Origin of the sequence: Nocardia vinacea (genome assembly GCF_035920345.1) — a bacterium.
Lineage (GTDB): Bacteria > Actinomycetota > Actinomycetes > Mycobacteriales > Mycobacteriaceae > Nocardia > Nocardia vinacea_A.
The window spans coordinates 7,764,318-7,778,174 of the sequence record NZ_CP109149.1 but is presented as its reverse complement, the minus strand read 5'-3'; the positions used below and the strand labels follow the sequence as shown (position 1 = coordinate 7,778,174).

General features: G+C 66.5%; 10 protein-coding genes. 6 read left to right on the top strand and 4 right to left on the bottom strand.

From position 1 onward, the window contains the following. Window positions 1–129: 129 nt before the first annotated feature. Complete coding sequence (locus OIE68_RS35405; RefSeq protein ID WP_327095287.1) at window positions 130–1,335, top strand: GNAT family N-acetyltransferase; 1,206 nt, start codon at window positions 130–132, stop codon at window positions 1,333–1,335. Between the two features lie 366 nt (window positions 1,336–1,701). Then, entirely contained in the window at window positions 1,702–2,130 is a 429-nt protein-coding gene (locus OIE68_RS35400) for a YccF domain-containing protein (RefSeq protein WP_040686456.1), read from the top strand. A gap of 188 nt (window positions 2,131–2,318) precedes the next feature. Here OIE68_RS35400 and OIE68_RS35395 read toward each other — a convergent pair whose 3' ends face one another. Further along, on the bottom strand, window positions 2,319–2,756 hold the full coding sequence (locus OIE68_RS35395; RefSeq protein WP_327095286.1) for a MarR family transcriptional regulator: 438 nt from the start codon (window positions 2,754–2,756) through the stop codon (window positions 2,319–2,321). Between the two features lie 140 nt (window positions 2,757–2,896). Between OIE68_RS35395 and OIE68_RS35390 the strand changes: the two genes are divergently transcribed. Further along, a complete protein-coding gene (locus OIE68_RS35390; protein ID WP_327095285.1) occupies window positions 2,897–3,133 on the top strand; it encodes a DUF2530 domain-containing protein in 237 nt (78 codons plus the stop codon). A 9-nt stretch (window positions 3,134–3,142) separates the two neighbouring features. Here the strand turns inward: OIE68_RS35390 and OIE68_RS35385 are convergent, their stop codons facing one another. After that, complete coding sequence (locus tag OIE68_RS35385) at window positions 3,143–5,200, bottom strand: neutral/alkaline ceramidase (protein ID WP_327095284.1); 2,058 nt, start codon at window positions 5,198–5,200, stop codon at window positions 3,143–3,145. 127 nt (window positions 5,201–5,327) lie between these two features. On the opposite strand from OIE68_RS35385, the gene OIE68_RS35380 reads away from it, so the two are divergent. Further along, window positions 5,328–5,942, top strand: coding sequence for a TetR/AcrR family transcriptional regulator (locus OIE68_RS35380; RefSeq protein ID WP_327095283.1), 615 nt, complete (start codon window positions 5,328–5,330; stop codon window positions 5,940–5,942). A 128-nt stretch (window positions 5,943–6,070) separates the two neighbouring features. Here OIE68_RS35380 and OIE68_RS35375 read toward each other — a convergent pair whose 3' ends face one another. Together OIE68_RS35375 and OIE68_RS35370 are read right to left on the bottom strand one after the other, a co-directional pair. Next, the gene (locus OIE68_RS35375; protein ID WP_327095282.1) at window positions 6,071–9,244 is read right to left on the bottom strand and encodes a sacsin N-terminal ATP-binding-like domain-containing protein; all 3,174 of its coding nucleotides are present in this window, start codon (window positions 9,242–9,244) and stop codon (window positions 6,071–6,073) included. Next, a complete protein-coding gene (locus OIE68_RS35370; RefSeq protein WP_327095281.1) occupies window positions 9,241–11,154 on the bottom strand; it encodes a DUF3027 domain-containing protein in 1,914 nt (637 codons plus the stop codon). Before OIE68_RS35370 ends, OIE68_RS35375 begins: the two co-directional genes overlap by 4 nt. A 17-nt stretch (window positions 11,155–11,171) precedes the next feature. On the opposite strand from OIE68_RS35370, the gene OIE68_RS35365 reads away from it, so the two are divergent. Both OIE68_RS35365 and OIE68_RS35360 read left to right on the top strand, forming a co-directional pair. Then, window positions 11,172–11,945 (top strand): glutaminyl-peptide cyclotransferase, encoded by a 774-nt coding sequence (locus OIE68_RS35365; protein WP_327095280.1) that lies wholly within the window; start codon window positions 11,172–11,174, stop codon window positions 11,943–11,945. Between the two features lie 148 nt (window positions 11,946–12,093). Beyond that, a complete protein-coding gene (locus OIE68_RS35360; RefSeq protein WP_327095279.1) occupies window positions 12,094–13,833 on the top strand; it encodes an MFS transporter in 1,740 nt (579 codons plus the stop codon). The last annotated feature ends 24 nt before the right edge of the window (window positions 13,834–13,857 follow it).

Below are 13,857 nucleotides of genomic sequence, written 5' to 3'. Positions count from 1 at the left end.
ACGCAGGTCAACGTCGTCGATGGGCTGTACGGACCGGACATCTGCGGTCCGGTCCGTGCGAACATCGATCCGTGCGAAGTGGCGGTAATTCGGGTGCGGGCGGGTCAGGTGGCGTGCGATCGTCGAGGGATGACGCTGATACCCGGCATCACCATTCGGTCGGCCACAGACGATGACGTGGCCGCCATTCAGTTGCTCGGCGACACCTCGTTCGGGATGCGCAGCGAACCGGAGTATGCGGAATCGCGGGCGCAGGTCTTTCCGACCGAGGAGGCGATCGTCGCGATCGATGACGGGCGTGTCGTCGGACATGCCAGGTCCACTCGGATGACGCTGACGGTGCCCGGGGAGCGCACGGTCGAGGCCTGCGGAATCGCCGGGGTCGGAGTCGCTCCGACGCACCGGCGGCGCGGGATTCTGCGGGCCATCTACACCGAACAACATCAGCGCACCGAGGCGGCGGGGCTTCCGCTGACCATCTTCACCGCGAGTCAGGGCGCCATCTACGGCCGGTTCGGGTACGGGCCGACGATTCGGCAGAATGCGGTCTCGATCGACCGGCGGTTCGTCGAATTCCTGCCGTCCGCACCCGATCCGGGCGGCGTGGTGCTCAGCACCGTGGCCGATGCGGGCGAACAACTGCGCGCGATCTACGACCGGTGGCGGCGCCTGGTGCCTGGTGCGCAGGCACGTCCCGAGGCCCGCTGGCAGATGGACCTCTCCGATTCGCCCGCGTTCCGCGACGGCGGCACCGAGCTCTTCGTATTCCTGCACCCGGACGGTTATGTGCTGTACCGCTACCACCGTCGCGAACAAGGCAAGTCTGCGGTGGTCGAGGAGATGCGCGCGGTGACCCCGGAAGCGCAAATCGCGTTGTGGCGGGCGCTATTCGGGTTGGAGCTGTGCAGTCACGTCGAGGCGGCGATCACCGACAACGATCCGCTCCCGTATCTGCTCACCGATCTCCGACTGGTACGCACGAAGGCGCGCTTCGACGATTTGTGGTTGCGGCTCATGGATGTCCCTGCGGCGCTGACCGCTCGCTCATACCTGCGTGACCTCGATGTCGTTCTCGCAGTGCAGGATCCATTCCGCAACGCGGGCGGCACCTTCGCACTCACGGTGCGCGACGGCATCGCCGAATGCACACCCACCACTCGCCCACCCGACTTCGAACTCGGCATCGACGTCCTGGCCTCCGTGTACCTCGGTGCCTACCCGGCCCGAGTCTTCGCAGCCGCCAACCGCCTGCAGGCCAAGGACGCCGCACAGCTACGCGCCCTCGACGAGGCATTCGGCGCGGAACGAGAAGCAGTACTCGGCTGGTTTTTCTGAGCTGGGCTGTCTGTGTTGGGCCAGCCCGGTCCCGCCGAATCGGGGCTGGTCCCGCCAGCCGGTCTGCTCCCGCGGAGCTGGGTTGTCTCCGCCGTACGACTGGTTCTTGGTCGAGCTGAATGTGTGAGCCGGGCTCGGGTCGACCAGCCGCAGTTTCGGGGCCTTTCTGCGCCGGGCTGCCTCTAGGCCTGAGACTGCCTGGGTTTGCCGAACCGAGCAGTTCTGAGCGGCCGAATCCGTGATGACCGCCGTTCTGCGCCGAGGCGGCTGGTCAGGGCGCTGGGTCAGCTGATCGGGGATATCCCTGAGCCGACCTCGTACTCCGGAGTGATGTACGGAGGCGAGGTGGGCTGGCATGCTGGATTCATGAAGCCGATTCAGCTGGTGCTCAATATCCTGTGGCTCGTATTCGTGGGGTTCTGGATGGCGCTCGGCTACATTGTCGCCGGCATCATCTGCTGCGTTCTGATCATCACGATCCCGTGGGGTATCGCTTCGTTCCGGATCGCGACCTATGTGCTCTGGCCGTTCGGACGCACGACAGTCGAAAAGCCTTCCGCGGGTGTCGGATCGATGATCGGCAACATCATCTGGTTCATCGTCGCCGGTTGGTGGCTGGCGCTCGGCCACCTGCTCACCAGCATCCCCCTGTTCATCTCGATCATCGGCATCCCCTTCGGCTGGGCGAACCTCAAACTCATCCCGATCTCCCTGTTCCCCCTCGGCCGCGAAATTGTAGACAGCGACCAACCATTCGGCGCCCAATACGCCCGCGGTGGTTACGTACCTCGCTAGCGCCTCGTCCGATTAGCTGCTGCGCGTTACCGAGTCTCTGGTTTGGCACCATCCCGTCGAGCGCAGTCGAATTGCGGTGTCGGACGGCGTCGCGAGCCACTTTTCGACTACGCGCGGCGCGCAGCTGGACCTGATAGCGAAGCAACCTATCTGGACGGGGCACCAGCAGCGACCCGGGAGGGGTCCGGTTACTCCGAGTCGTCGACGAGTTGCTTCATGATGCCGACGGCGCGCGTCAGCACGACCAGTTGTTCGTCGGTGAGGGTTGAGAGCTGTTCGGTCATCCAGGCCTCGCGGGCGCTGGTTTCGTCGGCGATCAGTGCGCGACCCGCATCCGAGAGCGACACGATGATCTGGCGGCCATCGGTCGGATGCGGCTTGCGCTCCACCAATTCCAGATCGGAGAGCGAGGCGATCACGCGCGTCATCGAAGGCGGCTGCACGCGCTCCTTGGCGGCCAACGCGCCCGGCGTCATCGCCCCTTCTCGATGCAGGGTGGCGAGTGCGGAGAGCTGCGTCAGCGAAATCTGCGCGTCGGTGCGCCGCCCCCGCAGATGTCGCGTCAAGCGCACCACCGCGAGCGACAGCTCACCGGCGAGAGCTCGAACATCCGATGGCGTTGTCACAGAGCAGAACGATACGGGACATGCTGGCCGGTGACCGCCTCTTCCCGCAGCTACGCTGTGATCGTGATCGAGCGTAGCGAGAGAACCAAAGACACAGCACCCTGGGTCGCAGCGGAGCCGAGCGCCAGTGAGGCGCAGCTGTGACCCAGCATGTCCCGCAGATCCCGCCGCGCTTCACCGATCCACGGCCGGTCCTCGCGGTCGGCAGCGCCCTCTGGCTGATCGCCACCGTCGTCGTGTGGACCATCGACGGCTGGGAATCCGCCCGCCCGGTGTGTCTGATGGGTATGGCCGTCGGCCTGCTCGGCTATACGATCTTCGCGATCCAGCGCCGGGGCGCCCGCCGCGGCGACAAAGGCGCGCAAACCGGACTTTGACCGCCCGCCTCAGCTCACTTCGAACTCGTTGGTGATACCGGTGAAGGGATGCAGGGTGCCGTCGGAACTCAGACTGTCGGCGAAGTGTTGCATGCGGTAGGTGCCTGGGATGGCGTCCGTCGGGATGTCCCAGGTGAAGCGGGCCACGGATTCGGCCGGTCCACGCTTGCTCCAGTAGAAGCGGACGGCCCATTCGCCCTCGTTGGCGACGCGGACCCAGTCGCCGGATGCGTTGCGGCGCTGCACTTCCAGGAAGGTGCCGTTGCGACGGGGGTTGTGTTTCGGGTGGGCGGAGACGAATTCGGCGACGGCCTGGGTACCGGGCGCGTACGAAGCGGCGGGCTGGGTCAGGACATCGCCGAATCCACGACCCGACGGTGTGGTGTCCGGGCCGGGTGCGGGTTGGAAGTTCGGCTGCAGGTTGGATATGTCGCGCGGCGCCGGTCCGCGCGGGACCTGCTGACGGGCGGCGAAAGCCGTTGCCAGACGGGTGAACTCCTGCTGGTAGGCGGGCAATGTGTAGCGGCCGAAGAGGGTTGAGCCGCCCTCGTATTGCTGGGAGTCGTATTCCTCCGGAGTGGTGACGTATTCGTGGTACGCGTTCGCGTAGCCCTGCATCAGCACCTGCGCCAGCGGAATGCCGAGCGCGGCGGCAACAGCTTGCCGGATGCGCAGTCCGGCGACGATGGTGAATTCTCCACCGCCGCAGGCCAAGTAGAGCTCACCGATCCGAACGATCTGGATCGGCACCACATTCGGCACCCACGGCACCGGCGGCAACAGCCCGAGCGGCACGATGATCGCTTTGGGGGCCTGCGCATCCGCAAGCCAGGACGGTGCAGGCCGGCGCGGATCGCCGAGCGCATCGATGAACGGATTGCGCACACCCTCGGGTATCGGGATTCCGGGCAGGCCGGGACCATCCTCGACGCTGCCCGCGATGAGCGAGACGCCCGCGGCGGCGGGCGCGGTGTGGCGCGGTTGGCCATCAGGTGTGAATCTGCCGTCGACGGCGGTATCGGCCAGGTCGATATAACAGAGCATCGAATCGACCGGACCGCTGATGGACCGTGCGCCGGACAATGCGGTTTTCGACGCGCGGTACTGACGCTCGCCGATGATGCGGGTGTTCTCGAACTCGTTCTCGGTCGGTCCCGAACCGGGTTGCAGATTGAGATTCGGGGACATATCCCCCGCGTTGGTCTGCGCGAACGCGGCGACAAAATCGGCCGGGCCCTCGAGATAGCGAACGCCATGCTCGGTGTGTTCATAGGAGAACGAGGCGTAACCCTTGTTATCCGCGCTGATCAGTCGGTTCTGGTTGGTCATCGACGTGTTGTGCGTGGCGAACCAGGTGATTGCGCCGACTTGTTTGCCGCCCTTGACGAATGACAGTGCGGTGACCGCCGGGTCGATGGCATTCGGGAAGTGCTGTTTATCCGCATCCGGATTGCGTTCGAAGGCAACTCGCGATCGGTTGACGCTCGCGTCGTGCAGTTCGGCGCGACCCAGCGAAAGCGTGCCCGGTCCGAGATCGGCGTGCGCGGCGGCGATCGCCTCCACAATGCCGTTCACCTCGGCGTCGTATACCTGCTGTTGAAAACCCAGAATCGACAGGTTGTACGCGTAATCGTTGCTGGAGCCACCACAGGTCGCATGCGAATGCGTCGAGGTGAGCGCGACGTTCTGTTCGGTGTACAGATCACCGAAGCGGCGGGCGAGTTCGAGCATGACGCCGCGATGCACGGACTGGAAAATCATGCCGTTCTCCGCGACCGCGAACACGATTCGGCGCGCACCACTGTCGATGATGAATGCACGAGCACGCGGGCGCAGATGGATACCCGCCGTCTGCTGCTCGAACTGTGAATAGCCCATCATTCCGCATTCGGCGGCCGGACCGGTGATATCGGAAAGACCGAGTCCGATGAGGTAGTCACCTGATTCGGGAGCCGCGGCGGCCGGTGCGCCGAGCGCCGAAGTCAGACCTGGCACCGCGGCCGCTGTCGCGAGCGCGGCGGAACCCGCTGCGGTTCGGGCCAGCACCCTTCTGCGTGACACCGGCATACGCGTCTCCCTTCGATCCCGTGCTGAAGCGAACCACACAACTGGACAATCGTCCAGTCGAGATTTTCGGCCCTGCGAATTGACTGTGACGGAGTTGCGGACTTAACTCGCTTGGGTGTCCTCCCGATTGAGCGTCGAAGAACGACGGGCCCACCTTATCGAGGCAGCCATCGGCCTTGCCGAGAAAAAGGGCGTCGCGGGCGTGACCACGCGCGATGTCGCTCAGGCAGCTGGTGTTTCGCTCGGTGTGGTGCATTACTGTTTCGAAAACAAGGACGCGCTGATGACCGAGCTGGTCAAGGCGTTGTCGATGGAATTACGCGATTCTGTCGATGCCAACGAAACAGTTTGGCAAGACGTCGGAAGTGGAAAAGAAGCGCTTCAAAAATTGGTGCGCGCAGGACTCGAACTGATGTGGCTCAACATTGAAGCCACACCGGAACGACAACTGCTCACATACGAAACCACGACATATGCGCTACGCGAAGGGGAATCGACTCCCGCAAAACTCGCGATCGCGCGCGAACAGTACGCATTCAACGACACCACGGTCGCCGACATCCTCGACCATGCGCGCGATGCCACCGGTTGCCGGTGGTCCGTGCCGGTGCCGACGCTCAGCCGCTTCACCTTGAATGTGATCGACGGAGTCGTGCTGCGCTGGTTGGTCGACAACGACAGCGAAAGCGTGCGCACCCAACTGGACCTCCTCAGCGATATGGTCGCCAACTACGCGGCGTAGCCGGCGATCAAGATCAGGTGGCACTGATGGCGGGGGGTTCTCGCGTTTTGCCGCAATGGTTTCCACGTGATCATTTGTCCAGCCGGGTGGCGTGGGTGGTGGTTGGATTCCGTGGGGCTGGGGGGTGGTTAGGGGGAGGGGTGGGGGGTTTGGATGTGGGTGGTTGTGTTGTCGCGCCACCAGGGGACGGAGATGGTGGCTTCGAGGGCGCCGCGTAGGCGGATCTGGAGGTCGTCGTGGAGAACCAGGTCGCCCTGCTGATCGAGCAGGGTGAAGAGTTGGCGGAGAACGATTCCCAGTGGTTCGGCGGACCACGTGGTGTGGCGGCCCTGGCTCGTCACCTCAGCGGTGATCACATCGGAGACCATGGGGAGATCGAGCAAGGTCGCGAGGGCGGATGCCGTGGCGGTATCGCCCGCTACCAGGTGATCAGCGGGAACGGCGAGGCCGAACCACGGCTGGTCGAGCACCCAGGCGTCGTCGGGGTCGACGACTGCCGAAGACAAGGTGCGCACGCGGTCTGGGAGTTCGAGTTCGGTCAGGTCGAGGTGAGCCACGGCGGCGGCAAGGCGGGCGTGAGTTCGGGAAACCACCTCGGGTGTAGGGGTTTTCGATGGATCGGCGAGGGCGTCCAGTAGTGCGGCGGCCAGTTCCTGGGTGATGGCATTCGGATTCGCCAGAACTGCGCGTAAGGCTTCGGAATCCAGGTCCGGGTGCTCGAATTCGGGAAGTAGGCCGGCGAATTCGGTATCGGCAGGGTGGCGGAACAGGCCCAGGGGTGTGCCGTCGACGCGCGCGTGTCTGCGCAACCACCAGGCCGTATAGCCGTCGGGATCGGTGAGCAGTTCGCGGGTACGCGGACTGGATGCCAACTGCCGCAAGGCCGCCGACCAGGCTGACTCGTCGACGAGGTCGAGGTCGCGCACGGCGGCCAGTTCCGGTGGATCCTCGGGCAGGCCCGACCACCAGCGCTCCTCGTCGTCCAGGTGGTGGTCGGGGCCGGTGGGATCGGTTTCGACAACAATGCTGAAATCCCAGCCGACGCCTAACGCGCGCAGCGCTTCGGCACCGTAGCGGTCCACCAGATCCGATGCGACGGTGCCGAATGGCGAATCCGGCACGAGTAATGAGCTCAGCGGTGCGTCGGGGAGCAGCAATTCGTCGGCGGGGAGCGATTCTCCGGTCGTGTCGGGTAATTCGAGCAGGCCCAGCCAGGAGGGTAGTGCCGACGGATCGGCATGTGCGGCGAGCCGCAGCACAGCGTCGGTGGTATCGGGATCGCCCGGCTGGTCCTCCAGTTCCGCGCGTAATCCGGGATCGCTCAATAGATCCTCGGCAGTGGCCGAACGTGCGCCGAGTCGCGCGAGGAGCGGATGAACTGCCTCGGGATGCACCAAACGCGCCCAGTGCACCGGTATGGCGACGTCGAGCTGGTCATCCAAAACTACTGTGCGCGGGCCGGTTACCAGCCGACCGTCCGCCAGCGGTACCGCGAGCGCGCCGAGTTCCTCGGCCGCCAGGGGATCGACAACGTATGACTCCAACGCCGCATACAGCGAGTGCCACCACTTCGGCGACCGCTCCAGCCCGCCCGAAAGTTCCGCCAGCCGAGCAAGTCCCAATCTGTGCACATCCAGCACACCCAGGGCCTCGCTCTGTGCGCGCCCGGATAACTCGGGCACCACCAGCGGTCCGACGATGTCATCGAGCAGGTCGGCCAATTCCCGACTCAGACCGGTGAATACGCTCGCTCGGGTAGGCACTGCGTCACGGATTGCTTGGAGCACGGATGAACGCGCGTCACCGGGCAGGCCCGCAGACCAATCCTCGGTTTCCGACGCACCGGCATTCGCAAGCGAACCATGACGATCGGCATCGCTCCCGACTACTATGGGTCCCGAAAAGACCTGGTCCGCAGCTGAGTCGGCCGGGTTGATACCGGCTGGTCCCGAAAGTGCGGTCGTTTCACCAGAGGTTTTCGGACGAGCGGTTACGACCGGTAGCCAAGGATGGGTCTGCAGTTCGCGGATCAGCGCCTCACGCAGGATGCCGTCGATCTCGCTGCGGGCGAAACCCGGTGCGGGAACCACGACGAGCCGGTCACGCGGCGGAAGTGCACGCGCGAAATCGGCATAGCCCTCGGCGAATTCGGCAAGGCGGGCACCGGGTAGGACGCGTCGGCGGTCCGGCTGCATGGGAATGTCGGCGATCAGTAGAGCCGGTAGCGACAGTTCCTCGTCGGATCGCGTGGGTGCGCGCAGCACATCATGTGCGGCGGGTACCGGCCTGCCATCCCGCACCGGCAGCAACCAGCGCGCCCGCGCCGTTCGGTACTCCCACCAAACCCGTCGCTCCGATCCGGGGCCGTCGATGCGCAGTTCCCTGAGCCCTAGCCCTGCGGATCGGCCGGTGCTCAGATCTGCATCGGTGCCGCCGAATTCGACGTCGCGGGTGTCCTGCGGCCCGATCCGGTCCGCTTGCCCAGCACTACCACTGCCGTCTGACGGGCCTTGTCGACCATGCGGATACGAATCGCCGGCGCCGAAATCCGCACTGACCTGCGCGAGGTGGGGTTGCTCGTGCCGGTGCGGACGTTCGTTGGGCAGATCGGTGACCGTGCTGGTGATCTCGTCCTCGCCGATTTGGATGCTCTGCAGGGCGGGCAGTTCCAGGAGGAGGTCGACGGCTTCAGCGCGCATTGCGGCGAGTAGGGATTGGGGGTCGATGTCCGGGCGCAGGCGCAGGACGATCTCGGTGTCTGCGTCTGGTGGCGGGGTGGCGTCGGTCGGCCAGGCCAGGCGGAGGACGGGTGGGGTGAAGGTTTCGGCCGGGTCCGGGACGGTGATCGCGTTGTCGCGCAGGGCTTTCCAGGTGAGATCGTGGGAGAACCGTATGGAGCCGGTGGTCGATCGGACCTCGATCTCGTCGCTTACCGTGCGTACGGCGGTGAAGCCGACGCCGAAGCGGCCGACGCTCGCGGCCGGATCAGCCTTGCCGGAAGCACGCAGTGCGGTCAACGCGTGTACACCCGAAAGATCCAGCGGTGCACCGGTATTCGAGATGTACACGGCACCGTCGACGAGACGCACCACCACTCGGCCCGGGACGCCGGCCTTGGTCGCCGCATCCGCGGCGTTCTGCGCCAATTCGGTCAGCAGCCGATCCCGATACCCCGCCCGCACCAGATCAGCCTCGGTCGCCGCATCCTCCCGCAGCCGAGTAGGCGAATCACGCCAAGCCGCAAGAACCGCCGCCCGCAGCCCCGAGGTCCCGAACGGATCCGCTGCCGATACCGCGCTCACCCCTGCAGCGATGACCCGAACTCCGGCCGAGCCGCAGCCCCGGGCCCACTCCCACCCGCACTGTCAGCAGCCTCACCATCAGTACCCGCGACCCCGCCGTCAGCGTCTGCGTGCCCACCGTCATCGTCCGCCACAGCACCGTCAGCACCGGCTACCTCGCCACGAACAGCCGAGGCCCCGCCATCAGTTCCGATCTCCCCACCATCAGTGTCCGCAGTCGCACTGTCGGCTGCCCCGCGATCAGCACCGGCGGTGTCGCTGTCAGCACGCGCAACACCACCGTCGACATCCGCACTCGCACCGCCAACATCGGCGCCCTCGTCATCAACGCCCGTGGTCTCACTGCGAGCGTGAGCAACGCCGCCATCGAGCTCGGCATCCCCACCGACAGAGTCGACGGCCGTGCCATCAGCACCCGCGGTCTCGCTGTCAGCGCGCGCAACGCCACCAGCGACGTCCACACTCGCACTGCCTGCGCCGGCCACCTCGCCATCAGCGCCAGCTGTACCGGCATCGACAGCGCCGCCATCAGCGTCCGCACTCACGGCGTGCGCGTCGGCCGCCTCGCCTCGAACGGAGGAAGCTTCATCACCTGGAACTTCAGCTTCGCCTACGAAGGCTGCCGCCGCACCGGCCGCGCCTGCATTCGATTCCGGCTGCGCCTCAGTAGCTTCGATCCCCGGTTCAGTCACCACGGCGTCAGTTTCGACCGCCGCATCGACGACCGACTCAGCCACGCGGTCGACGTCCGATGCCGGAGCAGCACCCGAAGATTCGGACACAGCCTCGTCGACGCTCGACTCGCCGCCAGCGACGCCACCCTCTGCACCGATTGCCGACGCCCCGTGAATCGCCGCACCGGCAGCATCACTCGCAGCGGCCACCCCAGTAGCGACACCAAGATCCGATTCCGACTGCGACACAGCAGCTTCGGCGCCTGGCTCAACCACAACGTCATCCGACGGGAGAGCGGTCGACTCCACCGCGCTGGGCGACTCAGCCGTCGCATCGCCCGGAGCCGCGTCGCTCGGCTCGGCGGCAGTATCGGATGCGGCACGGTCGCTCGGCTCGACCGTGGTCGGTTCGGCGGCAGTCGCAGCATCGCTTGTCCCCGGGGCACTCTCGGCACCGGCCACCGCGTCCGGTGCGGCGGGCTTGCGCAACGCCTCAACCGGGATCACATCGAAAGCCGCGTCGTCATACGCCTCGTACAGCGGCGATCCCCCACCGGTCGGGACTTCTACGTCCGAATGCGCGCCGCAGCCGTATTCGGCATGGACTACGTGGCCGTCGGCGCCCATGGCGTTGCCGCAGACGCCGAAGGCGGAGCGGAGGGCGCCGGCGAGGGGGAGGTAGAAGCCGCAGCGGCCGCAGGTGGAGGGGGCGGCCTTGGCCATATCGGTTTCGGGGCCGAATTCGGAGTACCAGCGTTCGGCGGCTTCTTCGCGGCCCTCGCGGCTGAGCACCTTGGTGCGGCCCAGGCCGATTTCCAGCGCAACCTCGTCGACGGCCGGATCGCCGCTCGCGACGTAGCCGGGCACCAGCCGGGGATCATCAGTGCGCGGGGCGAGCAGGTCGCCGGGCGCCAGATCGCCGGGGCGTACGCGCTGCTCCCACGGAACGAAATCGGGTGCGACCAGCGCGTCCGGGCCGGGCAGCAGCGCCGATTCGCTCACCGTCGCGTATTGCGCGCCGGGCGGGGCCGCCACCACGACCGCCCACTGCCAGCCGCGGTAACCGGGCAGTGCGGCCTCGAACCGGTGGGTCGCCGCGGATTCGTCCTCGGCGGTGACACCGATATGTGCGCCGACGCCGGTCGGCTCCAGCTCCAGGAGCGCACGGCGGGCGACGTCGACGGCATCGGCAAGGATCGGCCGCACGCCGGACTGCGAAACAGATACTGCGCTCACGGCCTACATTTTGCCGTATGGAGCGCAATCGGCGTTCGTTGGCCGTCGTTGTCCTGGTCAGCCTGCTCGGAATCACCGGGTGTGGCGGCTCCGACGACGATCCGCCGCGACTGCATATCGAGGTGGTCGGCACCCGTCCGCACGATCCACGGGCGTTTACCGAGGGGCTGGAGGTCGACGGCACCGTGCTCTACGAAGCCACCGGCATGCCGGGCGCGTCGGGCGTGCGCGCCACCGATCTGACTACCGGCGAGGAACTGACCAGAGTCGAACTGCCCGCGCCCTACTTCGGCGAGGGCGTCACCAAAGCCGGTGCCACCCTCTGGCAGCTCACCTGGAAGGACCGGGTGGCGATCGCCCGCGATCCGGGCACACTGACCGAACGCGCCAGGGCGTCCTACGACGGTGAGGGCTGGAGTCTGTGCACCCGCGCGGGCAAATTGGTGATGAGCAACGGCACCGACACCCTCACCTTCCGCGATCCGGTCACTTTCGCCGCGACCGGCACGGTCACCCTCAGCACCCGAAACCGCACCCACCTCAACGAACTCGATTGTGCCGCCGACGGTTCCGTCTACGCCAATTCCTATCCCACCGACGAGATCCTGCACATCGATCCCGAAACCGGCCGTGTCCTCGCGGTCATCGACGCGAGCGGACTGCTGCCCGCGACCGTGCGCGCGGGCACCGATGTGCTCAACGGCATCGCCCAACTGCCCGGCACGGACCGCTTCCTGATCACCGGCAAATACTGGCCGACCATCTTCGAGGTCCGATTCGTACCGGAGTGAGCGAGCGAACCAGGAACACAGCCGAGCACTCGCTCGTGCCGGAACCGAGCGCCGGCGAGGTGGAGGCATAGGCGAGCCGGGTCACCTTTCCGGACGGCTTGGAGCGGCAATTGAACCCAAGTCGCCGATGTACGACAGAATTGAGGTTGTGACTACTCCCCGCGATCCCTCCGGTTCCGACCGCGGTCCGTGGGATGGCGAGGAGTCCCCACCGATCCAGCGTCACCCCGGTTACGACCGCTACCCGCCACCCCACAACCCGCCCCACCGGTCCTCGCTACCGCCCCTGCGACCCGAACCACCGCAACGCCGCGAAGCACCGCCGACCAAGCCGCTGCCCGGCGGATCCGCGAAACCGGCAGACCCGCCGCCGGAGACCGAAATCCCGGCCGAGCCCCAGCGCGTTCCGCGCAAGCTGACCGTCACCCGGGTCGCCGCCATGCGCGGCCGTGAACTCACCTCCCGCGGCGTGGCAACCTTCCAGCGCGCCGCCAAGGCCGACGGCGCCGACAAATCCGGCCTCACCGCGCTGACCTACGCCACCATGGCGAATTTCGCCTTGGACGCCGCGATCGCGGTGGCCCTGGCCAACACACTGTTCTTCGCCAGCGCGACCGCGGAGAGCAAGACCAAAGTCGCGCTGTACCTATTGATTACCATCGCCCCGTTCGCGGTGATCGCCCCGCTCATCGGACCGATGCTGGACCGACTACAGCGCGGCCGCCGCCTCGCACTCGCTACCTCCTTCGCTCTGCGCGTGGTGGTCGCGGTGGTGCTGATCATCGCCTTCGACAGCTGGGCGCTGTATCCGCTCGCCCTGTGCATGATGATCGGCAGTAAATCGTTCTCGGTGCTCAAGAGCGCGGTGACGCCACGCGTACTGCCACCCGAAATCGACTTGGTGCGCACCAACTCTCGGCTCACCGTATTCGGTCTGGTCGGCGGCACCATCGGCGCGGGCGCGGTCGCCGCACTCGCCGCCGCGATCGCCGGCTCCAATGGCGCACTGGTGCTGGCGGCCGCGATCGCGATCGCGGGAACTTTCCTGAGCCTGCGCATCCCACGTTGGGTCGAGGTCACCGAGGGCGAGGTCCCGGCGACCCTCAGCTATCACGCGAAAACCGAAGTGTTCAGTCCGGCAACCGAAGCCACGGTTCCGCCGCGCAAGCGCAGGCAGCCGCTGGGCCGCGCGGTCGTGACCGGACTGTGGGGCAATAGCGCCATTCGCGTCTTGACCGGCTTCCTGACGTTCTATGTGGCCTTCGTCGCCAAGGCAACCGAACACGGCGGCTGGCAGCAGGCCGCCATGCTCGGCGTGGTCGGCGTGGCCGCGGCGATCGGCAATTTCGTCGGCAATGCGACCGGCGCCCGGATCGAACTCGGCAAGCCGTCACTGATCGTGCTGGGCTGCACCGCGGCCTGCTGCGCGGTCGCCCTGCTCGCGGTCTTCCTCGACAATCTGCTCGGCGCCGCATTGGCCACCCTGGTCGCGGCGGGTGCGAGCGCGCTGGCGAAGGTATCGCTGGACGCCTCCATCCAGGACGATCTGCCGCCGGAATCGATCGCGTCCGGCTTCGGCCGGTCCGAGACCGTACTGCAGCTCAGCTGGGTTCTCGGCGGCGCGGCGGGCGTGCTGATGCCGACCACCTACTGGCAGGGTTTCGCGTTCATCTCCGCGATCCTGCTGTTCGGGCTGCTGCAGACCTTCATCAGCGACCGCGGCCACTCCCTGCTGCCCGGCCTCGGCGGCCATCGCCCCGAACATGCCGAGCAGGAGGTCGCGACAACCCGACACACCGACGCCGACCGAGCCGCGCAACGCGGCAAGGAGCGCGGTAGCGACACTAAGCACATGCAACGAGGCACAGGAGACGCGATCTGTGAGTGAGCGCAGCGAACAAACCAAAGACAC